The sequence below is a fragment of the Mesorhizobium waitakense genome (assembly GCF_056431085.1).
In genome coordinates this window covers 1-25,282 of the sequence record NZ_JBWKME010000114.1, presented here as the reverse complement: position 1 = coordinate 25,282, position 25,282 = coordinate 1, and the positions used below count along the sequence as shown (strand labels likewise).

General features: G+C 63.2%; 20 protein-coding genes. 17 read left to right on the top strand and 3 right to left on the bottom strand.

The window, feature by feature from the left end; all coding sequences use genetic code 11:
* Nucleotides 1-218 precede the first annotated feature (218 nt).
* Complete coding sequence (locus tag AC07FD_RS24350; protein ID WP_478351918.1) at nt 219-2,927, top strand: DNA translocase FtsK; 2,709 nt, start codon at nt 219-221, stop codon at nt 2,925-2,927.
* A 118-nt stretch (nt 2,928-3,045) separates the two neighbouring features.
* Here the strand turns inward: AC07FD_RS24350 and fsa are convergent, their stop codons facing one another.
* Nucleotides 3,046-3,702, bottom strand: coding sequence for a fructose-6-phosphate aldolase (fsa, locus tag AC07FD_RS24345; protein ID WP_478351917.1), 657 nt, complete (start codon nt 3,700-3,702; stop codon nt 3,046-3,048).
* Nucleotides 3,703-3,792: 90 nt separating this feature from the next.
* Between fsa and AC07FD_RS24340 the strand changes: the two genes are divergently transcribed.
* The gene (locus tag AC07FD_RS24340) at nt 3,793-5,976 is read left to right on the top strand and encodes a primosomal protein N' (RefSeq protein ID WP_478351916.1); all 2,184 of its coding nucleotides are present in this window, start codon (nt 3,793-3,795) and stop codon (nt 5,974-5,976) included.
* Nucleotides 5,977-6,029: 53 nt separating this feature from the next.
* Nucleotides 6,030-6,725 carry an aspartate/glutamate racemase family protein gene (locus AC07FD_RS24335; RefSeq protein WP_478351915.1) on the top strand — a complete coding sequence of 232 codons (696 nt, stop codon included), beginning with the start codon at nt 6,030-6,032 and terminating at the stop codon, nt 6,723-6,725.
* A 48-nt stretch (nt 6,726-6,773) separates the two neighbouring features.
* On the opposite strand, the gene AC07FD_RS24330 is transcribed toward AC07FD_RS24335, so the two are convergent.
* Nucleotides 6,774-9,743: a hypothetical protein gene (locus AC07FD_RS24330; RefSeq protein WP_478351914.1), complete on the bottom strand. Its 2,970-nt coding sequence runs from the start codon at nt 9,741-9,743 to the stop codon at nt 6,774-6,776.
* Between the two features lie 376 nt (nt 9,744-10,119).
* Between AC07FD_RS24330 and AC07FD_RS24325 the strand changes: the two genes are divergently transcribed.
* From AC07FD_RS24325 to AC07FD_RS24300, 6 genes are all read left to right on the top strand, one after another.
* Nucleotides 10,120-10,515, top strand: coding sequence for an AGROH133_08824 family phage infection protein (locus AC07FD_RS24325; protein ID WP_478351913.1), 396 nt, complete (start codon nt 10,120-10,122; stop codon nt 10,513-10,515).
* Nucleotides 10,516-10,761: 246 nt separating this feature from the next.
* A complete protein-coding gene (locus AC07FD_RS24320; RefSeq protein WP_478351912.1) occupies nt 10,762-11,322 on the top strand; it encodes a F0F1 ATP synthase subunit delta in 561 nt (186 codons plus the stop codon).
* Nucleotides 11,322-12,851, top strand: a complete 1,530-nt coding sequence (atpA, locus tag AC07FD_RS24315; protein WP_478351911.1) for a F0F1 ATP synthase subunit alpha — start codon at nt 11,322-11,324, stop codon at nt 12,849-12,851. Before AC07FD_RS24320 ends, atpA begins: the two co-directional genes overlap by 1 nt.
* A 46-nt stretch (nt 12,852-12,897) precedes the next feature.
* Nucleotides 12,898-13,782, top strand: a complete 885-nt coding sequence (locus AC07FD_RS24310; protein WP_478351910.1) for a F0F1 ATP synthase subunit gamma — start codon at nt 12,898-12,900, stop codon at nt 13,780-13,782.
* A gap of 69 nt (nt 13,783-13,851) precedes the next feature.
* Nucleotides 13,852-15,423, top strand: coding sequence for a F0F1 ATP synthase subunit beta (gene atpD, locus AC07FD_RS24305; protein ID WP_478351909.1), 1,572 nt, complete (start codon nt 13,852-13,854; stop codon nt 15,421-15,423).
* Nucleotides 15,424-15,522: 99 nt separating this feature from the next.
* Entirely contained in the window at nt 15,523-15,930 is a 408-nt protein-coding gene (locus AC07FD_RS24300; protein ID WP_457153767.1) for a F0F1 ATP synthase subunit epsilon, read from the top strand.
* Nucleotides 15,931-16,230: 300 nt separating this feature from the next.
* On the opposite strand, the gene AC07FD_RS24295 is transcribed toward AC07FD_RS24300, so the two are convergent.
* Nucleotides 16,231-17,760, bottom strand: coding sequence for a mannitol dehydrogenase family protein (locus AC07FD_RS24295; RefSeq protein ID WP_478351908.1), 1,530 nt, complete (start codon nt 17,758-17,760; stop codon nt 16,231-16,233).
* A gap of 96 nt (nt 17,761-17,856) precedes the next feature.
* On the opposite strand from AC07FD_RS24295, the gene uxaC reads away from it, so the two are divergent.
* From uxaC to AC07FD_RS24255, 8 genes are all read left to right on the top strand, one after another.
* Nucleotides 17,857-19,317, top strand: a complete 1,461-nt coding sequence (gene uxaC / locus AC07FD_RS24290; RefSeq protein WP_478351907.1) for a glucuronate isomerase — start codon at nt 17,857-17,859, stop codon at nt 19,315-19,317.
* 33 nt (nt 19,318-19,350) lie between these two features.
* Nucleotides 19,351-20,328: a TRAP transporter substrate-binding protein gene (locus tag AC07FD_RS24285; protein ID WP_478351906.1), complete on the top strand. Its 978-nt coding sequence runs from the start codon at nt 19,351-19,353 to the stop codon at nt 20,326-20,328.
* 74 nt (nt 20,329-20,402) lie between these two features.
* Complete coding sequence (locus tag AC07FD_RS24280; RefSeq protein WP_478351939.1) at nt 20,403-20,912, top strand: TRAP transporter small permease; 510 nt, start codon at nt 20,403-20,405, stop codon at nt 20,910-20,912.
* A gap of 3 nt (nt 20,913-20,915) precedes the next feature.
* Entirely contained in the window at nt 20,916-22,196 is a 1,281-nt protein-coding gene (locus AC07FD_RS24275) for a TRAP transporter large permease (RefSeq protein ID WP_478351905.1), read from the top strand.
* 11 nt (nt 22,197-22,207) lie between these two features.
* A complete protein-coding gene (locus AC07FD_RS24270; RefSeq protein WP_478351904.1) occupies nt 22,208-22,981 on the top strand; it encodes a FadR/GntR family transcriptional regulator in 774 nt (257 codons plus the stop codon).
* A 22-nt stretch (nt 22,982-23,003) separates the two neighbouring features.
* The gene (gene kduI / locus AC07FD_RS24265) at nt 23,004-23,855 is read left to right on the top strand and encodes a 5-dehydro-4-deoxy-D-glucuronate isomerase (protein ID WP_478351903.1); all 852 of its coding nucleotides are present in this window, start codon (nt 23,004-23,006) and stop codon (nt 23,853-23,855) included.
* Entirely contained in the window at nt 23,852-24,613 is a 762-nt protein-coding gene (gene kduD / locus AC07FD_RS24260; protein WP_478351902.1) for a 2-dehydro-3-deoxy-D-gluconate 5-dehydrogenase KduD, read from the top strand. The genes kduI and kduD overlap by 4 nt, the downstream gene beginning before the upstream one ends.
* Nucleotides 24,614-24,623: 10 nt before the next feature.
* Nucleotides 24,624-24,962, top strand: a complete 339-nt coding sequence (locus AC07FD_RS24255; RefSeq protein ID WP_478351901.1) for a cupin domain-containing protein — start codon at nt 24,624-24,626, stop codon at nt 24,960-24,962.
* Nucleotides 24,963-25,282 lie beyond the last annotated feature (320 nt).

The window sequence follows — 25,282 nt, the reverse complement described above, 5'->3', positions numbered from 1 at the left end:
TCAGACCGCCGAAATTGCCGCAGAGATAGCGCGCCTCACTCCTTGTGGCTCCCCCAGGCAGATTGCGCCGGCGTGAGTGCTGCCTGACGACGGTCGCTCGTTGCGACCGGTACGATGACATTGCTGTCCCAAGATCGTCGACGATCGCGCCGCCGGGAAGCAACTGTTAACCACTCGCTCCCTATTGCTCGGCAGGTGTTTCAGAGCGAGTCGTGAGAATGGAATCCAAGCGTTTTTCCCGGGTCAATTCATTGAAGGCAACTTCGCCCGATGACCCCGGGGTAGAGCGTTTCGAGGGCGTGAGTGGCACGGCCGGTCGGCAAGCTCCTTCAGCCGCGACAGGCGGCCATGATCGCCCAACTCACCAGGGACAGGACGGCCGGCAGTCCGGCATACACCAGACAGGCTATTCCGCGCGGGTTGTTGATCTTGGCGGTAGCAAGCGGCCCTATATGGAGCCGAGGGTTGACCAGGGGACGAGCCATGCGTCCCCGAAGATCGGCGACATCGAAAGTCCTGCCTGGCAGGAATATTTCTTCCTCGCGCCCAACGTGCGTTTTACGCGCACGCCTGACTACGAGACCAAGAAGTATCGCCAGCAGAGCGACCCTGTCGTCGAACAGGGCGCTCCAGACGCGCTCCCAACGCAACAGGCCGTCACACAGCCCATCGTTGATAAGGCACCAGTTGCTCCCTCGCTGCTGGCATTGCCGGTTTCGGTGAAAAGCCGCAATTTGGAAACAGCCCGGTTGCAGGGCAGCAGCGAACCGGCCGCATCAAGGACGTCGCCGCTGGCTGCAGCGTCTGCTGCGCCGGGGCGTGCCAACGACAAGGCACGACGTGCGCCGTCGGTACCTCCGATGACCGCCGCAGCGGTACGAGCATCCGTGCGCATGGCCGCCATCCCGGCAGGCAGCGCCGCGGCCAAGACAGCCAACCCGGAGACACTGCGCTGGCCTCATCTCTCCGATCATGCCTTCTTCGAGGTCATGGCACCCTACCTAGTCGACGTTTCGTCCCCGGCCCGACCTGCCAACCCGGCCACGCCGGCGCCGGCCGCGGCTGCGCGAATTGGTATCGGTACATCGTTGGTCTCCGACGCCACCTCGCTGTTTCGTGTCATCGAATGGCTTCCAGGCCAGCCCTCGAAGCCGTCACCTGATGTCCGGCCGTCCAATTCCAACCAAGCCGTCGCCCAGCCCGACATGCCGGCGAGCAATGCGCCGTTGCAGGTTGAGGTCGCTGCAATCTCCGCTGCGGCAAGCGATGCCGTTGCCGTGCCAATCGTTCGGAGTCGAGACGTCGCCGTGCGGGCCGCGTCCGCGTCCCCACGCTTGCCTCTGGCCGGCAAAATCGTGCCTTCAATGGCGGGGGATTCCTATCAGCTCCCCTCCGAAGAGTTGTTGCAGCAGCCACCGGAGGGGCAGGGGTTCTACATGTCGCAGGAGCGGCTTGAGCAGAACGCCGATCTTTTGGAAAGCGTACTCGAAGATTTCGGCGTGCGCGGCGAGATCATTCATGTTCGCCCAGGCCCGGTCGTCACGCTCTATGAGTTCGAGCCGGCGCCGGGTGTCAAATCCTCTCGTGTCATCGGGCTCGCCGATGACATCGCCCGCTCCATGTCGGCGGTTTCGGCGCGCGTCGCCGTCGTACCTGGCCGCAATGTCATCGGCATCGAGCTTCCGAACGAGATGCGCGAAACGGTCTATTTCCGCGAGCTGATCGAATCGGAGGGCTTCCGCAAAACCAGCTGCAAGCTGGCGCTTTGTCTCGGCAAGACGATCGGCGGCGAGCCTGTCATCGCCGAGTTGGCGAAGATGCCGCACCTGCTCGTGGCGGGCACCACCGGCTCCGGCAAGTCGGTCGCCATCAACACCATGATCCTGTCGTTGCTCTACCGACTGAAGCCGGAAGAGTGCCGCCTGATCATGGTCGACCCTAAGATGCTGGAGCTCTCCGTCTATGACGGCATCCCGCATCTTCTGACCCCGGTCGTCACGGATCCCAAAAAGGCGGTCACCGCGCTCAAATGGGCGGTGCGCGAGATGGAGGACCGCTATCGCAAGATGGCGCGGCTCGGCGTGCGCAACATAGACGGCTACAATGAGCGCGCGGCTGCCGCCCGCGACAAGGGCGAGACGGTCGTGATGACCGTGCAGGCCGGCTTCGAAAAGGGCACCGGCGAGCCGCTTTTCGAACAGCAGGAAATCGACCTTGCGCCGATGCCCTATATCGTCGTCATCGTCGACGAGATGGCCGACCTGATGATGGTCGCCGGCAAGGAGATCGAAGGCGCCATCCAGCGTCTTGCGCAGATGGCGCGTGCTGCCGGTATCCACCTGATCATGGCAACGCAGCGCCCTTCGGTCGATGTCATCACCGGCACGATCAAGGCCAACTTCCCGACCCGGATTTCCTTCCAGGTGACTTCCAAGATCGACAGCCGCACCATCCTGGGCGAACAGGGCGCCGAACAGCTGCTTGGCCAGGGCGACATGCTGCACATGATGGGTGGAGGGCGCATTTCGCGCGTGCATGGCCCGTTTGTTTCCGATGCGGAAGTCGAGCACGTCGTGGCGCATCTGAAGGCGCAGGGTCGCCCCGAATATCTGGAGACGGTGACAGCCGACGAGGATGAGGAAGAAGCCGAAGGCGATCAGGGTGCGGTCTTCGATAAGGGATCGGTTGCAGCCGAAGACAATGATTCCATCTATGACGAGGCGGTCAAGGTGGTGGTGCGCGATAAGAAGTGCTCGACGTCTTACATCCAGCGCCGCCTCGGTGTCGGTTACAACCGCGCCGCATCGCTGGTCGAGCGCATGGAAAAGGAAGGGTTGGTCGGTGCACCCAACCATGTCGGCAAACGCGAGATCATCATGGGCCGGCGCCCGCAGATGAGCGCGCCTGACGATGACGGCACCGATTGATCGGCAGACGCGCCCTTGCCGACGTCTTCGGGAGCACAATAAAAAAGGCCGGTTGCCCGGCCTTCTTTATTGGAAGCGGTGTGACCTCAGCCGATCGCTATGTCAGCCGATCGCCATCTCAGCCAATGGACTGGCCGGTCTTTGTCCAGTCGGCGAGGAACTGTTCCAGGCCCTTGTCGGTCAGCGGGTGCTTGACCAGTGCCTTCAGCGTCGCCGCCGGCACGGTGGCGACATCGGCGCCGATCAGTGCTGCCTGCTTGACGTGGTTCACGGTGCGAACCGAAGCCACCAGGATCTCGGTCTGGAAATCATAATTGTCGTAGATCTGCCGGATCTCCTGGATCAGCTCCATGCCGTCGACGCCCATGTCGTCGATGCGGCCAACGAAGGGCGAGATGAAGGACGCACCGGCCTTGGCCGCCAGCAGCGCCTGGTTGGCCGAGAAGCACAGCGTGACGTTGACCAGGCGGTTCATCTCGGTGCGGATCGTCTTGCAGGCCTTCAGGCCGTCGAGCGTCAGCGGCACCTTGATGCAGACATTGTCGGCGATCTTGGCCAGAACCTTGGCCTGCTGCATCATCTCGGAATATTCGGTGGCGGTGACTTCAGCCGAGACCGGACCCTTGACGATGTCGCAGATCTGCTTGGTGACCTCGGCGATCTTGCCGCCGGATTTCAGGATCAGTGACGGGTTGGTGGTGACGCCGTCAAGCAGGCCCAGATCGTTGAGCTCACGGATATCCTTGACGTCTGCGGTGTCGACAAAAAATTTCATGGCGGTCTCCTGACGATTTCGTCGTGCTGGGAAAGGCACGTTCAGCGTTGCCCTTTGATCTAGACCAAAGTCGGGGCAAGGTCACGCTTCATGATCGAAGATTCGCCCTTTGTCGCAGCCGCACCCGTGCTGGTGCCGATGCCCGCCGAACGCCCCTACACCTATGCAGTGCCGGCCGGCATGCGCGTGGTGCCGGGCTCGATCGTGCGCGTGCCGCTTGGCCCGCGCCAGGTCGCCGGCATCGTGTGGGATGGCGCGGTCGAGACGGTCGACGCGAAAAAGCTGCGCCCGATCGAACAGGTTTTCGATTGCCCGCCGATCGACCGCGCGATGCGCCGCTTCGTCGACTGGGTGGCGCAGTACACGCTGTCGCCGCCCGGCATGGTGGCGCGCATGCTGCTCAGGGCGCCCGAAGCTTTCGACCCCGAACCATGGATCGAGGGGCTGCAGCGCACCCTCTTGACGCCCGACCGGATGACGGGTGCGAGAGAGCGCGTGCTGGAGACGGCCGAAGGCGGACTTGCCTGGACGCGCTCCGGCCTGGCGCACGCGGCAGGCGTGTCGTCGACGGTGATCGATGGCCTTAGGGCGCAAGGCGTGTTCGAGACGGTGATGATCCCGCCGCGCCCGGTGGTGGCCGCGCCCGACACAAGCTACGTCGTGCCGGAATTGATGCCGGACCAGAGCGACGCGGCGCGGATGCTGCGCGCCAATGTCGCGGCCGGTGTGTTCAATGTCGCGCTGCTCGACGGCGTCACCGGGTCGGGCAAGACCGAGGTTTATTTCGAAGCGGTGGCGGCCGCCCTCGACCAGGGCAAGCAGGTGCTGATCCTGCTGCCGGAAATCGCGCTGACGCACGCCTTTCTCGAACGCTTCCAGCAGCGGTTCGGCGCCAAGCCGGGCGAGTGGCATTCGGACCTGCCGCCGCGGATGCGCGAACGCGTTTGGCGGCAAGTGGCGGAAGGCGGCGTGCGCGTCGTCGCCGGCGCGCGCTCGGCGCTGTTCCTGCCGTTCAGGGAGCTTGGCCTCATCGTCGTCGACGAGGAGCATGACCCCGCCTACAAGCAGGAAGACCGTGTCTTCTACAATGCGCGCGACATGGCGGTGGTGCGCGGCCATATCGGCAGCTTTCCGGTGGTGCTGGCGTCGGCGACGCCATCCGTCGAAAGCCGGGTCAACGCCAGCCAGGGCCGCTACAACAGGGCGGTGCTTTCCGCCCGCTTTGCCGAGGCGGCTCTTCCTCATCTCAAGGCGGTCGACATGCGGCGGGCGCCGCCGGCACGTGGCGGCTTCCTGTCGCCGGTGCTGCTCGACCAGATGCGCCAGACGCTGGGGAAGAAGGAGCAATCGCTGCTGTTCCTCAACCGGCGCGGCTATGCGCCGCTGACGCTGTGCCGCGTCTGCGGCCATCGCTTCGGCTGCCCGGTCTGCTCGGCCTGGCTGGTTGAGCACCGGTTTCGCGGCCAACTGGTCTGCCATCATTGCGGGCACAATGAACGCCGCCCCGAAGCCTGTCCGGAATGCGGTACGCTGGACCATCTGGTCGCTTGCGGACCCGGCGTCGAGCGCATCGCCGAAGAGGTCGTCGCGCATTTCCCGGACGCGCGCACCATCGTCTTGTCGTCCGACCTGATGGGCGGCGTGCTGCGGTTGCGGCTGGAGCTGGAAGCGATCGCCAATGGCGAGGCAGACATCGTCATCGGAACGCAGCTTGTCGCCAAGGGTCACAACTTCCCGAACATGACTTTGGTTGGCGTCGTCGATGCCGATCTCGGCCTCGCCAATGGCGATCCGCGCGCCGCCGAGCGCACCTTCCAGCTGCTGAGCCAGGTGACCGGCCGCGCCGGCCGGACCGGCAAGAAGAGCCTCGGCCTGCTGCAGACTTTTCAACCCGACCATCCGGTGATGCGGGCGATCGTCTCCGGCGACGCCGAGGCCTTTTACGAGCGCGAGATCGCCGAGCGCGAACGGGCGGCCCTGCCGCCGTTCGGCCGGCTCGCCGGCGTCATCGTCAGTGCGGTGACGCGGGCCGAAGCCGAAGGCCACGCACGCGGCCTGCGCCGCGCCGCGCCCGAGGCGACCGACCTGTTCGTGCTGGGACCGGCGGAGGCCCCGCTGTCATTGCTCGGCGGGCGCCACCGTTTTCGCCTGCTGATCCAGGGCGAACGGCGCGCCGACATGCAAGGCTTCATCCGCGCCATGCTGGCCAACGGGCCGAAACAGCGCGGCTCGGTCAGGGTACAGGTCGATATCGACCCGCAGAGTTTTTTGTAAGGGCGCGATTCCAGCGCTAGGCTGCCTCCAAGCCGGCAAGACAGGAAGATCACATGAAAACCCTCGGCCTTCTGGGCGGCATGAGCTGGGAATCGACCGCCATCTACTACCGTCTGCTCAACGAGATCGTGCGCGAGCGGCTCGGCGGGCTGCATTCGGCCAAACTGCTGCTGTGGTCGTTCGATTTTGCCGAGATCGCCGAGCGGCAACATCATGGCGACTGGGACGGCGCCGGCGCGCTTCTGGCTGACGCGGCACGCAAGCTCGAGGCGGGCGGCGCGGAGGGCCTGCTTCTGTGCACCAACACCATGCACAAATTGGCCGACCAGGTGCAGGCGTCGGTATCGATCCCGTTGATCCACATAACCGACGCCACCGCAGTCGCCGTCAAGCGTGCCGGCATGCAGCGCCCGGCGCTGCTGGCGACGCGCTTCACCATGGAACAGGATTTCTACAAGGGCCGGCTCGCCGACAAACATGGGTTGCAGCCCATTGTGCCCGATGCCGCCGGCCGCGACATGGTGCATCGCGTCATCTACGAGGAACTGTGCCAGGGCGTCGTCACCGAAACGTCGAAAGCGGCCTACATCGCCGAGACCGAACGCTTAAGGCGAGAAGAAGCTGCCGACAGCGTCATCATGGGCTGCACTGAGATCACCATGCTGATCGGCCAGCCGGACTTCGACATACCTGTCTTCGACACGACGCGCATCCATGCCGAGGCGGCGGTGGCCTTCATGCTGCCCTGAAGCAATTCGAGGGAAATCGCGCAGCGATTTCCCTTGGGAAGTCAGAGATCAGGGCTGGATGGCGACAGTGCCGCTGCCGACCACTTTCAGCTTCCATCCGTCTGCCTGCGTGCCAGCGAGATTGAGATGCCCGGCCAGGAAATACAGGCGATCGGTGTCGGGGCCCTTGGCGGTGCAGAAGCGATCCTGCAGATAGGACGGAGGCGTCGCCTGGTAGTAGAGGTCCGCCTCGATGCTGGCAGGGCGTGCGCCCTTCGGCAAATCGGCAAGCGGTATCGAGTAGCTCAGCGTGTCGCTGCCGCCCGATACGTAGTCGGGATCGTCCTCGACGGCGGTCCCGCCGACATCGACGGCGAGTTCCTCATCGGCCCCCAATGCCTTGGCGATTTCGAGCCGGCTTTCGACCGGGAGGAAGCCCGCCGGCAATATCCGGTTGTCCTTCACCTCCGTGCAGATCGACAGGAAGCTGGTCGTCAGTTCGCCTTCAGGCTTGGATTGCGCATTGCAGACCGGATTGGTCGTATTGGCGGGCGGCGTGGAGACCAGTTCCTGATAGATCTGAACCTGATCCTGTCGCGTGATCTTCTGGTAATGTGGCTGATGCGGCCGTTCGCCAGGATGGAGGCGGCCGGAACAATCGTCTTTCCACCAGAGCTCACCATCAAGCGGCTGGCCGTCGGCGCCGACGATCACACCGGCAGCATTTGTGCGGCCGGAAACCCAAAGCTGTTCGCCATTCTGGTCGAGCACGCTGAAGGTGACAAACGCACGCCGGAAACCCACCCCGGAGGGAAACTTGTGACCAGCCAGGTTCTTCACCGTCACCTTGGCATCTAGCGCGTCGGCGGTCATGGCAAGATCGCTGACGGCCACGGTGGCGGTTGCCTGCGAAGCCTGGTCCAGCATCGCCTGCTCGGTGAGGACGAGAGGATCGAGCGCCTTCTTGCCCATCATCGGATCGCGCGTCCTGATGCCGAAGACATCGGGAAACTGCTGCGCCATCTTGACCAGGAAGACGTTGAGACCGACGAGCGTGTGGCGGGCAAATCCCTCGCGAACCGAAAGATCCGGTGCGTTGCTGGATTCGGTCTGCGGGAAATTCAGATTTTCCTGGATGCTGGCGATCTTGCTCATCGTCGGCGATCCGTCCTGTTCCGTCGATGGCATGTGACAACCCTGACAGCTGCGCGGCGTGGCACCGGCACCCAGTGGAAGCGGTCCGTCCGGAGTGCTGCCGGTTCGATAGGCACTGAACGCCCATTCCGGATAGGTCGTCTGCTCGTAGATATGCGCCAGGGTGTTGGTGCCCTGCAGAACCGGCAAATGAACCGTGTGGCACGTCCCGCAGACCTCGGAGCTCATGATCGTGGCGTCGTGGACTGGTTTGATGCCGAGTGCGGTATGCATCGGGCCGACTTCCGGTTCCTCGAAGGGGCCGATGAGCGTATCGGGCGAACCGACCATGAAGCTGCCGGTGAAGGTCTTGGCAAAGCCGGTCGCGTGCGGATTGAGCAGCGCCTGCCGCTCGTCCGCACAGGCGTTCTGCGGCTGATCACCGAGCGGTCCGCTGGCCTTGGTGTTGAGCACCATGCGATGACAGGATGTGCAGGTGATGCCATCGCGGGCAAGCATGCCGTAATTGGCGTGCGCGGCACTCGGATTGTCGGCCGGCCAGGGCGTCGCATCGACCATGTCGCGCGTGAACAATTCGCATTTGCCCGAGCGCGCCTTATCGTCGATGTGGAACTGCCGTTCCCCGGCGATGCCGTGGCAGCCAAGGCAAACGTCCTGCACCACACCGGACATTTTGGGGTGAAAGCTTTGCGTTTCACTGGCCAGTTGCGCGAAGAATATCGGGTCGCGGCCTCCCAGCCCCATCGGCGAGGTTCGCCAGGTTGCCAGCGGAGACAGATTGATCAAGCCGTCGCCATGCGGGTTTGGCCTGGTCATGTCGAACTGCAGCCCGGTGCTGCCGGCATCATGACAACCCAGGCACTGGCTCGAGGTCAGGAACGTATCGGACGCATCGGGACCCTTGGCCCCGACCCAGGTGTTGTCGTAAGTTTCGGAAGGCATTCGCGAGACGGTCTCATAGGTCGGCATCTCGCGGACATAGGCCTGCAGCGCGGCGATCACGTCGGCGTTCGCACTGTAGAGCGGTTGGCCAAGACGCGGGTTGCCATCGACCGGCAAAACGACGGCCTGGTGCAGGGTTGTTGCCGACGCTCCCTTGAAAAAATCCTGTGCGAGATAGTTGAGCGGCTTGCCTGGCTCACCCGCGATGTTCTTGGGCGATGCGAAGGTCAGATTGTCCGCCGCAGAGGCATGGCAGTTCATGCAGTACTGGGCGAAACCCATGTTGGGCAGGCTGTTGTTGTCAGCCGGCAGGGCTGGCCAATCCGGTGTCCAGCCGCTCTGGCTGCCAAAGCCGTACCAGCCCCAGAACCAGCCATCGTAAGAGGCGCTGGCATCGCGGATCATGATCGCGGCGCCGCTGGTTGGAAAAAGTTTGAGAGGATCGACCGTCCGGCAATCCGACGCCGGCTCCGAAAACATCTCCTTCACCATGATGGCACCGTCGGGAACCGGCGGCGGATGATCGATCTCGCCCTCGGCGGAGCGATTCTTGCGAAGCCAGTCCATCATCTCCGGCGAATACCAGATCATGACAGGCGCATGGGTTCCGAAATCCTTGCCCTGCCAGGCGCCGTTGACCAGGGTCGCGATGCGGGGTCCGGCCTGGCGCACGACTTTGTCGTGCACCCATCCAGCAGCTTCGTCGCGATAACAGTAATTGCCGAGATACTGGTTGAGCTTGTTCTCGTAGTCGCCCAGGGACAGCGACGAGGGCTTCTTGATCGTGGCCTCGAGCTCATGGCAGACCGAGGGATCGGCGGGAGCCATGACCGTCGGCCGTTCGGCGATACAGTCCGCGCGTGCACCCTGCGCGATCCCGGCAAGGGCTGCCGCGGCGATCCAGATGCTGGCCAGATGCAACGCCCGACAAAGATTCGGCATGATCTTCTCCGAATTTCGAGATCCTGCCTGCCGCACTCCGTCCGCGCAGATTTCACAAGTGATCGTGAAACATGTGAAATTGCTAAAATAAACAAGAAGTCGACGAAAGGAACATTCGAAGCATAATACTTGCGTTACGTTACGGCAAGACACGGAATCTATACTGTTGAAGAAATTGCCCCGCCCCGTCTCTTGTCCAGGAATTGTTTGCCTGGCAGCCGAATCGGCTGCGAAGCCGCTGGTTCCACGAGGGCAACTCACATAGGCGATGGCCTTTCCAGCGTGGCTTTGCCGAAACCCCGACTTGCCGGCTGGCGCTTGACTTCCTCGACGGGCGACATTCAATGCATCCAGAATTGCGTGAGGGGGAAGCAAGATGGATTTTGCGTTTCCATGGCCGATGAGCCAGGGCGAATGGCTGGCCTGGTCGAGCGCCGTCGTCACCACGCTGCTCGGCCTTCTGTTTTTTCTGGCGCCTGCCTTGGCCTTTCGTGTCCTGCGGCTGCAGGTCAAGCCCGAGAAGGTGGCGGCAATCGCCGAGGGGCGCGGCAGGATGTCGGGCTTCTATCTGGGTGTTGGGCTGTGCTGCATCCTACTGGCGCAGCCGTTGATCTATATGACGCTTGGCTTCTCCTGGCTGTTCACCGCCTTCGGCCGGTTGCTGTCGATGATGTCGGATGGCGCCAATACGCCTTTCAATTGGGTGTCCATTGTGGTGGAATTGGCATTGGCAGCATTGCCGCTCGCCTTCGCCTTCGGCTTTCTGCCTTGAATCCAAGGGTATTCCGGGGCGGAAGAGGGGACCCTTTTGCCGGATGCGACAATAGTGCCTGAAAACCATGCGGAACGACGCATTGCGGTCTTAAAATGCCTGTGCTAGACGGCAATCGACTTTCGGCCGGGGATAGCGGAAGCCGCGTCTCCGTGCTTGGAAAAATGCAGTAAGGTCAAAGATTTAGCCAGAGTTTTTGCTCGAGCCAACAATCTGCGGCCTGTCAGACAAGAGAAAAGACGGTCCGTGGCCCAATCGTCATCGCCAATCTCAGGTGTCGCAGAACGCTACGCGGGTTCGCTGTTCGAACTCGCCCTGCAGGCAAATTCGGTCGCCAAGGTCGAGGCAGACCTCAACAGTTTCGAAGCGATGCTCGCGGGCAGCGCCGACCTTACCCGGCTGATCAACAGCCCGGTGTTTTCCAGCGAGGACCAGGCTAAGGCCATCGCGGCGATCGCCGACAAGGCCGGGATTATCGGCCTGACCGGCAATTTCCTGCGCGTCGTGGCCCGTAACCGCCGGCTGTTCGCCATCCCCGGCATGATCAGGGCGTTCCGCCAGATCGCCGCCGAACACCGTGGCGAGACCGCTGCTGAAGTGACGTCGGCGCACGAGCTGACCGATGCCCAGCAGAACGAACTCAAGGCGGCGCTGAAGAGCGTTGCCGGCAAGGATGTGGCCATCTCCGTCACCGTCGATCCGTCGCTGCTCGGCGGGCTGGTGGTCAAGATGGGCTCGCGCCAGATCGATACGTCGCTCAAAACCAAACTCAATTCGCTCAAGCTTGCACTGAAAGAGGTCGGCTGATGGACATCCGCGCCGCGGAAATTTCCGCAATTCTGAAAGACCAGATCAAGAATTTCGGCAAGGAGGCCGAGGTCTCCGAAGTTGGACAGGTGCTGTCCGTCGGTGACGGTATCGCCCGCGTCTACGGCCTCGACAATGTCCAGGCCGGCGAAATGGTCGAATTCCCCGGCGGCATTCGCGGCATGGCGCTCAACCTCGAAGCCGACAATGTCGGCGTCGTCATCTTCGGCGCCGACCGCGACATCAAGGAAGGCGACATCGTCAAGCGCACCGGCGCCATCGTCGACGCGCCTGTCGGCATGGGCCTGCTCGGTCGCGTCGTCGACGCGCTAGGCAATCCGATCGACGGCAAGGGCCCGATCAAGGCGACCGAGCGCAAGCGCGTCGACGTCAAGGCGCCCGGCATCATCCCGCGCAAGTCGGTGAACGAGCCGATGTCGACCGGCCTCAAGGCCATCGACGCGCTGATCCCGGTCGGCCGTGGCCAGCGCGAGCTCGTCATCGGCGACCGTCAGACCGGCAAGACCGCGATCATCCTCGACACGATGCTCAACCAGAAGTCGGTGCACGACAACGGGCCGGAGAAGGAAAAGCTCTACTGCGTCTACGTCGCCATCGGCCAGAAGCGCTCGACCGTTGCGCAGTTCGTGAAAGTTCTCGAAGAGCGTGGCGCGCTCGACTATTCGATCATCGTTGCTGCCACCGCTTCCGACCCCGCGCCGATGCAGTACCTGGCGCCGTTCACCGCATGCACAATGGGCGAATATTTCCGCGACAACGGGATGCACGCGCTGATCAGCTATGACGATCTGTCGAAGCAGGCTGTCGCCTATCGCCAGATGTCGCTGCTGCTGCGCCGCCCGCCCGGCCGCGAAGCCTATCCGGGCGACGTGTTCTACCTGCATTCGCGCCTGCTCGAGCGCGCAGCCAAGCTCAATGACGACAATGGCAGCGGTTCGCTGACCGCGCTGCCGATCATCGAGACGCAGGCCAACGACGTGTCGGCCTACATCCCGACCAACGTCATCTCGATCACCGACGGCCAGATCTTCCTCGAAACCAACCTGTTCTTCCAGGGCATCCGCCCGGCCGTCAATGTCGGCCTGTCGGTGTCGCGCGTCGGCTCGTCGGCGCAGATCAAGGCGATGAAGCAGGTCGCCGGCTCGATCAAGGGCGAGCTTGCGCAGTACCGCGAAATGGCGGCCTTCGCGCAGTTCGGCTCCGATCTCGACGCCGCCACGCAGCGCCTGCTTAACCGCGGCTCGCGCCTGACCGAACTCCTGAAGCAGCCGCAATTCTCGCCGCTCAAGGTCGAGGAGCAGGTCGCGGTGATCTTTGCCGGCGTCAACGGCTATCTCGACAAGCTGCCGGTCAACCAAGTCGGCAAGTTCGAGCACGGCCTGCTCAGCCATATGCGCGCGGCCGGCAAGGCCGTGCTGGACGGTATCCGCAAGGAGAAGGCGCTGTCGGACGATCTGCGCGCCAAGCTGAAGGCCGAGATCGACGCTTTCGCCAAGACCTTCGCCTGAGCGAAGCGCCAGTCGGGATGAGACAAGACGGGATCAGGTTTGAAGCATGCCTTCATTAAAAGACCTTCGTAACCGTATCGCCTCGGTCAAGGCGACGCAGAAGATCACCAAGGCGATGCAGATGGTCGCCGCGGCGAAGCTGCGCCGTGCGCAAGAGGCTGCGGAAGCGGCGCGCCCCTATTCGGAGCGCATGGGTTCCGTGCTGGCCAACATCACCCAGGCAATCGGCGGCGGCGGCGATGCCCCGGCGCTGATGACCGGCACCGGCAAGGATGACGTACACCTGCTCGTCGTCTGCACCGCCGAGCGCGGCCTGTGCGGCGGCTTCAATTCACAGATCGCCCGCCTCGCCCGCGATCACATCCGCAACCTGCTGGCCGACGGCAAGCAGGTCAAGATCATCTGTGTCGGCAAGAAGGGGTTCGACATCCTGCGTCGCGATTACGCGTCACTGATCCTCGATCGTGTTGACCTGCGCGAAGTGAAGACGCTTGGCTTCATCAATGCCGATGCCATTGCCAAGAAGATCGTCAACCTCTTCAACGAGGGCGGCTTCGACATCGGCACGCTGTTCTATTCGCAGTTCAAGTCGGTTATCAGCCAGATCCCGACGGCGCAGCAGATCATTCCGGCCGGTTTGGCTTCCGCCCCGGCCGAGGCGACGGATGGCGGCAATGCCGTCTATGAATACGAGCCGGAGCCGGGCGAAATCCTCGCCGACCTCATTCCGCGCAACATCTCCGTGCAGGTTTTCCGGGCTCTGCTCGAAAATGCGGCCGGCGAGATGGGTGCCAAGATGAGTGCCATGGACAATGCGACGCGCAACGCCGGCGACATGATCAACAAATTGTCGATCACCTACAACCGCCAGCGGCAGGCGCAGATCACCAAGGAACTGATCGAAATCATTTCGGGCGCCGAGGCGCTCTAGGCACGCGCTTAAGAGGGTCATCGACCTTCTGGCGTGTGAGAAACAAAGAGACGAAAAAGGGTAAAGACGATGGCGAAAGCAGCGACCCCGAAGACGGTGGCCCCAAAGGCCGCAGCGCCGGCAAAGGCTCCGGCAGCAGCAACGAAGGCGGCTCCGGCCAAGAAGGCGGCCGCGCCCGCCAAGGCGGCTGCAGCCAAGGCACCAACCGCAGTCGTCAAGAAGACGGGTGCGGTCGGCAAGGTTCGGCAGGTCATCGGGGCCGTTGTCGACGTGCAGTTCGGCGACCATCTGCCGGCGATCCTGAACGCGCTCGAGACGATCAATGTCGGCAACCGCCTGGTGCTCGAAGTGGCCCAACATCTCGGCGAAAACACCGTGCGCTGCATCGCCATGGATTCGACCGAAGGTCTGGTGCGCGGCCAGGATGTCTATGACACCGGCGCGCCGATCACCGTGCCTGTCGGCCCGGGCATGCTCGGCCGCATCATCAACGTCATCGGCGAGCCGGTCGACGAAGAAGGCCCGGTCGACGGCATCGAGATGCGCTCCATCCACCAGCCGGCGCCGTCCTATGTCGATCAGTCGACGGAAGCGCAGATCCTGATCACCGGCATCAAGGTTCTCGACCTGCTTGCGCCTTACGCCCGCGGCGGCAAGATCGGCCTGTTCGGCGGCGCCGGCGTCGGCAAGACCGTGCTGATCCAGGAACTGATCAACAACGTCGCCAAGGCGCATGGCGGCTTTTCGGTGTTTGCCGGCGTGGGCGAGCGCACGCGCGAGGGCAACGATCTCTTCCACGAGTTCATCGAATCCGGTGTCAACAAGAAGGGCGGCGGCGAAGGCTCCAAGGCAGCACTTGTCTTTGGCCAGATGAACGAGCCGCCGGGCGCCCGCGCTCGCGTCGGCCTGACCGGGCTGACGGTCGCCGAATATTTCCGCGACCAGGGCCAGGACGTGCTGTTCTTCGTCGACAACATCTTCCGCTTCACGCAGGCGGGTTCGGAAGTGTCGGCGCTGCTTGGCCGTATTCCTTCGGCGGTGGGCTATCAGCCGACGCTCGCCACCGACATGGGCGCGCTGCAGGAGCGCATCACGACGACGACCACGGGCTCGATCACCTCGGTGCAGGCGATTTACGTGCCGGCCGACGATTTGACCGACCCGGCGCCGGCGACCTCCTTCGCCCATTTGGACGCGACGACCGTGCTCAACCGCGCGATTTCGGAAAAGGGCATCTATCCGGCCGTCGACCCGCTCGATTCGACCTCGCGCATGCTCGACCCGCTGGTCGTCGGCGACGAGCACTATGGCGTCGCGCGCCAGGTGCAGTCGATTCTCCAGCGCTACAAGTCGCTGCAGGACATCATCGCCATCCTGGGCATGGACGAGCTGTCGGAAGAGGACAAGCAGACGGTGGCCCGCGCCCGCAAGATCGAGCGCTTTCTGTCGCAGCCTTTCTTCGTCGCCGAAGTGTTCACGGGTTCGCCGGGCAAGCTGGTCGACCTCGCCGACACCATTAAGGGCTTCAAGGGCCTCTGCAACGGCGACTACGACCACCTTCCGGAAGCCGCTTTCTACATGGTCGGCGGCATTGAGGAAGCGGTCGAGAAGGCACAGCGCCTGGCGGCCGAAGCGGCATAAGAAGCGAATAGCGAATAGGGAGTAGCGAATAGGGGTTTATGAGACGAGCGAGTTTCTTCACTACTCGCTACTCACTATTCCCCGTTTGCTAGATTGATCATGGCCGAAGCTTTCAAGTTCGAACTGGTCTCGCCGGAGCGCCTGCTTGTTTCCGAGCAGGTCGAATCCGTCGTCATTCCAGGTGCAGAAGGCGAGATGACCGTGATGGCGCATCACGCGCCGGTCATGACCACGATCAAGCCGGGTGTGGTCACTGTTAAGACCGCGTCGGGCGAGGAAGAGCGTTATGTCGTGTTCGGCGGCTTCGCCGACATCGTTCCGGCTGGCTGCACGCTGTTGGCGGAGTCGGCTGTGGCGGTGAATGATGTCGACCGCGCCGATCTCGCGCGCCGCATCCAGGAAGCCAAGGAAGACGCCGCCGACGCCAAGGACGACGAGGCCCGCAGCAAGGCGGAGCAGTTCCTTAGCCAGCTCACGACGCTGGAAGGCGCCATCCTGCCGGCGTAAAATTCGCTTCGGATGACTAAGTGAAAAGCGGGGCCTTGCCTCGCTTTTTTTTGGCGGACAGTCCGGCTGCCTTGGGCATGGGGGTGGCCGATGACGGAAGAAAGAGCTGGGCGAGAAAGAGCTGGGCGAGAAACAGCCTCGCGATCCCGGTGGTCGACGGCACTACATCGGATTTCCGGTGTTATCGGGCGTCGATCTGGCTTGGCTGGCCAATCTCTCACGTATCGCTTTGATGATCGTGTGGGTGGCACTCGTCGTGCCCTCCGCGCCGCGATCTAAGCCGGTCGGGCCCCGACTCGACTATTCACTTCCTATGCCCAACGCGGCGAAGGCCAGTGTTGGACCATCCCGTCGCAGGTGAACGAGATGGACAGCCACGAGTTCAATCAGCGTCTGGCGCTCGGCGTGGTCGCTGGCGAAGCCGGCGAGGTCGAACACCGCCGTTACGGTCTCATTCGCCGGTAGCTGCTGGCTCAAAAGCGCCGTTAATGCCGGATCGAGTGGGTCGGTGAAATGGCCATCCGGCAAGGTCTTTCCCCGCGCAGCGCAGGCGGCGATCCAGGCGGCGACCACCAGCGCGAGATGGACCAATTCGGTGCCGGCTTCCAAGCACTCCAAGGCCGATGCGACGATGCGTTGCGGCAGCTTCTGGCTGCCGTCATTGGCGATCTGCGCCGTACGGTGGGCAAGAGCGGTGTTCGAAAAACGCTCGGCAAGCTCGGCCGTATAGGCTGATGTATCGAGGCCGGCATCCTCCGGCAGCGTCGAAATGGCTTCGACCCACAATGCATCGACGAACTGCCGGATTGCCGGGTCGGCGAAGGCGCGATCGACGGTGGTGTGACCGCTGAGCAGGCCGAGATAGGCGATGCCCGAATGCGCGCCGTTGAGCAGCCTGAGCTTCATGTCCTCGAAGGGGCCGACATCGCTGACCATGGTGACGCCGAACTGTTCCCAGGCTGGCCGGCCCTCCGGAAAATTGTCCTCGATCACCCATTGGCAGAACGGCTCGGTCATGACCGGCCAGGCGTCCCCGACGCCGAGTTCGGCAGCAATCCGCGCCCGGTCTGCGTCGGTGGTGGCCGGCACGATGCGATCGACCATGCTGGAGGGAAAAGCGACCTGGTCCGCGATGTGACTGGCGAGGCCGCTGTCGGCATTCGCTGCGAGCCTGGCATCGCGTAATTCGGCGAATTCGATCAGCAGCCGGTGCAGCGTCGCACCATTGGCCGGCAGGTTGTCGCAGCAGAGCACGGTGAATGGCGGCGTGCCGGCGGCGCGTCGCCGCGCAAGCGCCTCGGCGAGGAAACCATGCGCTGTCTTCGGCATTTGCGGATTTGCCAGATCGTGGACGATATCGGGATGAGCGGTGTCCAGCCCGCCGCCGACGGCCCTGAGATAGGCCTTTTCGGTGATCGTCAACGTCACGATGCGGGTGCGCGGATCGGCCAGCGCGGCCAGCACGGTGCCCGGGTCTTCCGGCGCCACCAGCATCGAGGCGATGGAGCCGATGACGCGAAGCTTTTCCTCGCCGCTGCTCCTGATCGCCAGCGTGTAGAGCCCGTCCTGCGGCGAGAGCGCATCGCGTGTGTCGGCGCTGCGCAGTGAAACGCCGACGATACCCCAACTCGTGTCTCCCGCCGCCAGGCAGTCGTCGACATAGGCTGCCTGATGGGCGCGATGGAAGGCGCCGACGCCGAGATGCACGATACCCGGGACGACGAGGCTGCGATCATACAATGGTGTCGCGGCCGACGCCGGCAAAGTATGTGCCGTCATCGCGGAAAGGCGCCTGGTTGGCGTGGCGCGGCTAGTCTGGTTGGACGGCATGAGATCGCCTCAGAGATGGGTCGGCAAGCGACGTAACATCGGATTTCTTGCCACACAATGGTAGGAAAAGTCATCATACAACAATCTAATTTTTGTATGTTGACATTATTTCTTGCCGACCCTACCGATAGCGGCCCTGGGAGGATCGTCGTGGCACTGACCAATGCGGATTTGCTGTTTCCCGCCGACGCGCATTCGCGCTCCATCGCCGGCGATCTCTATGCCGGGATCAAGGATCTGCCCCTCGTCAGTCCGCACGGGCACACCGATCCGCGCTGGTATGCGCTGAACGAGCCGTTCCCGGATCCGGCGCAATTGCTCATCGTGCCGGACCATTACATTTTCCGCATGCTGTTCAGCCAGGGCGTCCGCCTCGAGGACCTCGGCGTGGCGACCCTGGACGGCGCACCGGTGGAGACCGACGGCAGGGCGATATGGCGACGTTTTGCCGAGAACTATTTCCTTTTCCGTGGCACGCCGACCCGGCTGTGGTTCGACCATGTGCTGGCGCATCTGTTCGGCATCGACGAACCGCTGAACGCGGCGACAGCCGACCGCCACTACGACACCATCGCGACGGTGCTGCAATGGGAGAATTTCCGCCCGCGCGCACTGTTCGAGCGCTTCAACATCGAGGTCATCGCGACAACGGAAGGCGCGCTCGACGATCTCAAATGGCACCAGATGATCCGCGACAGCGGCTGGGAGGGCAAGGTCATCACTGCCTATCGGCCGGACGCCGTCGTCGATCCGGACTTCGAGGGGTTTTCGGCCAATCTTGACAAGCTTGGCGAGATCACCGGCTGCGACACCGGCAGCTGGGCCGGCTATCTCGATGCGCACCGCCAGCGGCGCGCTTTCTTCAAAAGCTACGGCGCGACATCGTCCGACCATGGCCATCCGACGGCCGAGACCGCCAATCTTTCGGATGCGGCGGCCGCGGAGCTGTTCAACCGGATTCGCGCGGGCTCGGACGACGAGCGCGAGAAGCGTCTGTTCCGCGCCCAGATGCTGACCGAAATGGCCAAGATGAGCCGGGATGACGGGCTGGTGCTGCAGATACATCCCGGCTCTTGGCGCAACCATTCGCCGGCTGTTTTCCAGAAATTCGGCCGCGACAAGGGTTTCGATATACCGACACGGACCGACTATGTGACGGCGCTGAAGCCGCTGCTCGATTGTGTCGGCCTGGAACGGGATCTCACGATCATCCTCTTCACGCTCGACGAGACCAGCTATGCGCGCGAACTGGCACCGCTGGCCGGCACCTACCCGGCGCTGAAGCTCGGGCCGGCGTGGTGGTTCCACGACAGCCCGGAAGGCATGCGCCGCTTCCGCGAGATGACGACCGAAACGGCCGGCTTCTACAACACTGTCGGCTTCAACGACGACACCCGCGCCTTTCCATCCATACCGGCGCGCCATGACGTGGCGCGGCGGGTCGACTGCGCGTTCCTGGCGCGTCTCGTCGCCGAACACCGGCTGCGCGAAGACGAGGCGCACGAACTGGCGCGGGAGCTTGCCTATACGCTTGCAAAGAAGGCGTACCGGCTCTGAGCCAGCGCCTTGGTTTATAAAAGGGAGGAAGTCATGTTGCATCTTTCGAAATTGACGGCAGCCACGTTCGCCTTCGGCTCGTTGCTGGTCGGCATTGCCAACGCCGACACCGTGCTGCGCTCGGCCGACACTCACCCGGACGGCTATCCGACGGTCGAGGCGGTCAAATACATGGGCGATCTGATCAAGCAGCGCACCAATGGCCGCTATTCGGTCGAGGTCTATCACTCGGCGCAGCTCGGCGAAGAAAAGGACACGATCGAACAGACGCAGGCCGGCGTCATCGACCTCAACCGTGTCTCGATGGGACCGTTCAACGGCATCGTGCCGGAAACCGCGGTGCCGTCGCTGCCCTACATGTTCCGCTCGGTCGAGCATATGCGTCATGTCATGGACGGACCGATCGGCGATGAGATCCTGAAGGCTTTCGAGGCGCATGACCTCGTCGGCCTTGCCTTCTATGATTCCGGTGCACGCTCCTTCTACAACACCAAGAAGGACATTGCTTCCATGGCCGACATGAAAGGCATGAAGTTCCGCGTCATCCAGTCGGACGTGTTCGTCGACATGGTCAATGCGCTGGGCGCCAACGCCACGCCGATGGCCTATGGCGAGGTCTATTCGGCGCTGCAGACCGGCGTCATCGACGGTGCCGAGAACAACTGGCCGAGCTTCGAATCCGCCAAGCACTACGAGGTCGCCAAGCACTATACGCTCGACCAGCACCAGATCGTGCCGGAAGTGCTGGTGATGGCGAAGGCGAGCTGGGACAAGCTGGCGCCGGAAGACCAGGCGATCGTCCGGCAGGCAGCCAAGGACAGCGTCGCCAAGATGCGCGAACTGTGGGACGCGCAGGAGAAGAAGTCGCGCGACATCGTCGAGAAGGCCGGCGTCAAGGTCAGCGAGATCGACAAGCAGCCGCTGATCGATGCCATGAAGCCGGTCTATGACAAGTATCTGTCGACGCCGGAGCTGAAGGATCTCGCCGCCCGTATCCAGGCCACGAAATAATGGAGCCGGACAAACAAGCCGCGGCGCGGGTTTCCGCGCTGCCATTGCGGGAGGACGGGTTGAAGGCGTTCTGGATGGGTGTGGAGCAGTTCTTGTCCAGACTGGCGCGGCTGGCGCTGTGGATCAGCGGAGCGGGTCTGACGCTGATGACGATCATCATCTTCTGGCAGGTATTCTCGCGCTACATTCTCAACCGGTCGCCGAGCTGGACGGAAGCGTTCTCGGTGCTGCTGATGGGCTGGTTCATCTTCCTGGGCGCTGCCGTGGGCGTGCGGGAACGCACGCATCTCGGCTTCGATGTCCTGCTTTACTTCCTGCCAGCCTCGGCCAAGGCGGTGCTGCGCAGCATTTCGGACATCGTCGTGCTGGCCTTCGGCGCTGGCATGATCGTCTATGGTGTCCAACTGGCCAGTCTGACCTGGAACACGGTGATGCCGTCTCTGTCGTTGCCTGGCGGCGTCAGCTTCCTGCCGGTCATTTTCGGTGGGGCGCTGATCTGCCTGTTTTCGCTGGAGCGGCTGGCCGGCCGTTTTGCCGGGCTGCCTGTCGATGCCGATATCTACGCGACGGGCGAGGAGCTTTGAACCATGGTGCTGGCCATTCTCTTCGGCACATTCGTGTTCCTGCTGGTCATCGGCACGCCGATCGCGTTCTGTCTCGGTGTCGCCAGCTTCGCGGCCGTCCTGGTGCTTGGCTTGCCGCCTGTCGTCGTGTTCCAGCGGCTCAACTCCGGCATCAGCATCTTCTCGCTGATGGCGATACCGTTTTTCATTTTCGCCGGCGATCTGATGGTGCGGGGCGGCATCGCCGCGCGGCTCGTTGCGTTGGCCGGATCCCTGGTCGGGCATCTGCGTGGTGGCCTCGGACAGGTCAACATTGCCGCGTCGACCCTGTTCGGCGGCATTTCGGGGTCGGCCGTGGCCGATGCGTCGGCGGTCGGCGGGCTGATGATCCCGCAAATGAAGGCACGCGGCTACGGTGTCGACTACGCGGTCAATATCACCTCGGTCGGCGCCATCATCGCCTTGCTGATCCCGCCGTCGCACAACATGATCATCTATTCGATCTCGGCCGGCGGCCGCATCTCGATCGCCGACCTGTTCACCGCCGGCATCATCCCGGGGCTGCTGTTGGCACTGTCGCTGATGGTAACGGCCTATTGGGTCGCAACCCGTCGCGGCTATCCGACGGAGCCGTTCGCCGGCTTTGGCCGGGCCTTGCAGCTGCTTGTCGCCGCCATTCCCGGTCTCGTCCTGATCGCCATCATCTTTGGCGGCGTCAGGTCGGGCATTTTCACCGCCACGGAGAGCTCGTGCATCGCCATCGTCTACGCCTTCCTGGTGACGCTGGTGGTCTATCGCTCGATGGGCTGGGGCGACTTCGTCGCCGCCACCACGGCGGCCGTGCGCACGACGGCGATGGTGCTGATGATCATCGGCTGTGCCGCCGCCTTCGGCTGGTTGCTCGCCTATCTCAGGGTGCCGGCAGCACTCGTCGCCTTCCTGCAGGCAATTTCCAGCGACAAGCTGGTCATCCTGCTTCTGATCAACGTGGTGCTGCTCATCCTCGGCACCTTCATGGACATGTCGCCGCTGATCATCATCACAACGCCGATCTTCCTGCCCGTGGTCACGGCCTATGGCGTCGATCCCGTGCATTTCGGCGTCATCCTGATCCTCAACCTGGGCATCGGGCTGTGCACGCCGCCGGTGGGTGCGGTGCTGTTCGTCAGTTGTGCCATCGGCCGTATCCCGATCTGGACGGCCATGCGGTCAATCTGGCCATTCTACGGAGCGGCATTTGTCGTCCTGATGCTTGTCACCTACGTGCCGGAAATCTCATTGTGGCTGCCAAGCCTGTTCCATTAGGGGATTACCACGTGTCCGCTGCCGCAACCGACCTCAGGGTCGAGAGAAAACCAAAACTGTCGGAGACCGTTGTCGCGGCGATCCGCAAGCAGCTCCAGGCGGGCGAGATCCTGCCCGGCCACAAACTGCCGACCGAAGGCCAGTTGACCGAGACCTTCGGCGTCAGCCGCACCGTCATCCGCGAGGCTCTGGCCAAGCTTGCCGCCGACGGGATGGTCGAGCCGCGCCAGGGCGCCGGCGTCTTCGTCACCGAGCACATCTCGACGATGTTCGGTGCGCTGGCCGCCGACATGGGGAGCAAGGATTCGATCGCGCTCAACGTGCTCGAAGTGCGGCTGGCGATCGAGATCGAATCGGCCGGGCTCGCCGCCATCCGCCGCAACGCCGCGCAGGAGGCGGCGATCCAGGAAGCCTTCTTCGAGTTCGAACGGCTGCTGCTTGCCAGCGAGCCGACCGGGCCTGCCGACCTCGCCTTCCATCGCGCCATCGCCAGCGCCACCAACAATCCCTTCTATGTCGAGATGCTCGACGTGCTCGGCCGGCGCGCCATTCCGTGCGACGTGACCTCGCCCTGGTCGACCGAGCTGGTGCAATCCGACACATATCAGCGCGGGCTGCAGCGCGAGCATCTGGTGATCCTCAACGCGATCACATCAGGCGACGCCGAAGCCGCGCGCGAGGCGATGCGCGCGCACCTCACCGCCAGCCAGCAGCGCTATCGCGAGCGTCTGCATGCAAGGCAGGTTTTCTATGCCAGTTCGGTTAAGGCCGCTGCCGGCGAATGACCCATCTCAAGTCAGGACAGCAATGAGCCAGAGCCATACCGACTACACATCGCGCTTCGCCATCGACCCGGTCGCCGCCGCGGCGATGGGAACCGACGAACTGCGCCATCACTTCCACATCGAGGACCTGTTCCAGCCCGGCCGCATCAGCCTGACCTACACCCACTATGATCGCATGATCGTCGGCGGTGCCATGCCGACCGAGGCACCGCTTCAACTGGAGGCGATCAAGCCGACCGGGACCAAGGATTTTCTCGATCGCCGCGAGCTGATCGCCGTCAATATCGGTGGCGCCGGTGTCATCAAGGCCGGCGGCCAACCTCATGAATTGCAGGCGCGCGACATGCTCTATCTCGGCATGGGCAGCAAGGATGTGTCGTTCGCCTCGGTGGATAAAGCCGCGCCGGCTAAGTTCTACCTGCTCAGCGCACCGGCGCATCAGGCCTGGCCGAGCCGGCTGATCCGCATCGGTGACGCCAAGCGCCTCGACCTCGGCAACAAGGATAGCTGCAACGAGCGCTCGATCTTCCAGTTCATCCATGCCGAAGGCGCAAAAACCTGCCAGCTGGTGGTCGGCATGACGCAGCTGGCGCCGGGCTCGGTGTGGAACACCATGCCGTGCCATGTGCATGACAGGCGCATGGAAGCCTATCTCTATTTTGACCTGCCCGAGACAGCGCGCGTTTTTCACTTCATGGGCGAGCCGGACGAGACACGTCATATCGTCATGGGCAACGAGGAGGCGGTGCTGTCGCCGGGCTGGTCGATACACTCTGGCGCCGGCACTTCGAACTACGCCTTCATCTGGGCGATGGCCGGCGACAATGTCGACTACACCGACGTCGACCCGGTGGCATTGGACGACTTGCAGTGAGCGACCTTTCCGCCTTCAGCCTGGCCGGCAAACGCATCGTCGTCACCGGCGCCAACACCGGCATCGGTCAAGGCATAGCCCTCTCGATCGCGCGTGCCGGCGGCGCGGTGATCGGCGTCGGCCGCTCGTCGATGGACGATACGGCAAGCAAGATTGCCTCAATCGGTGGGCAATTCGAGGCGGTGAGCGCCGACCTGGCCGACACGGCAGCCGGCCCGATGCTGGACCGGATCTGGGACGAAAGCGGCCCGCTCGACGGGCTGGTCAACAATGCCGGTATCATCCGGCGCGCCGATGCCGTCGATTTAAGCGAGACCGACTGGGACGACGTCATGGACGTCAATTTGAAGACGGTCTTCCTGCTCTGCCAATCCTTCGCCAGACGCGCGCTTGCTGGCGGACGGCAAGGCAAGATCGTCAACATCGCTTCGGTGCTGAGTTTTCAGGGCGGCATCCGCGTCGCGTCCTACACCGCCTCGAAACATGGCGTGCTCGGCATCACCCGGCTGCTTGCCTGCGAATGGGCGGCAAAAGGCATCAACGTCAACGCCATCGCGCCCGGCTACATCGAGACCAACAACACGCAAGCGCTGCGTGCCGATCCCGATCGCAGCGATGCCATCCTGGCGCGCATTCCGGCAGGGCGCTGGGGCGAAGCGGGCGACATTGGCGACGCCGCCGTCTTCCTGCTGGCGCCGGCGTCGAACTACATGCATGGCGCGGTGGTGCCGGTGGATGGCGGCTGGCTGGCGCGATAAGGAGATGACGATGGCTGAGCCGAAGATTTTCGCGCATGCCGGCGAGGGCGGCTGGACGGCGACGCCGGACGGCAACAGGCGGCGCGTCCTCCTGCACACCGATGAACTGATGATGGTCGAATTCGGCTTCGACGAGGGTGGCGTCGGTGCCCTGCATTCGCACCCGCATGTCCAGGCAAGCTATGTCGCGGAGGGCCGATTCGAGGTGACCATCAACGGGCGGACCGAAATCATCGCGGCCGGTGGCAGCTTCATCGTGCCGTCCAATCTGGTGCACGGCGTCAAGGCGCTGGAGGCGGGGCGGCTGGTCGACAGTTTCACGCCGCACCGGGCCGATTTTCTCGCCTAGTCCACGACTTGCTTAGCCAAGGCTGGGAGATCGAGCGCGGGGAATGACCCGCGCCCCAAAGAGGCGCGGGTTGTTGCCTGGGCGCTTTTGGCGCCGCGGTACTCAAGACATGACCGCAGGATGTGGAGCCTGCCGTATCATCGTGAACATAGGTTTAACGCGCCGTACAACCGATGGCTGTCCCAGAGCGGTTCATCATTTCACGGAAACGGAGAACCACTCTATCTCTTTGTTTTCACGCAATTCCCTGAGGGAAAGCGCTACGCGCTTTTCCCGGGAAAACCGTTTCACACTTTTCCTGGAATTGCTTGTCTTATGAC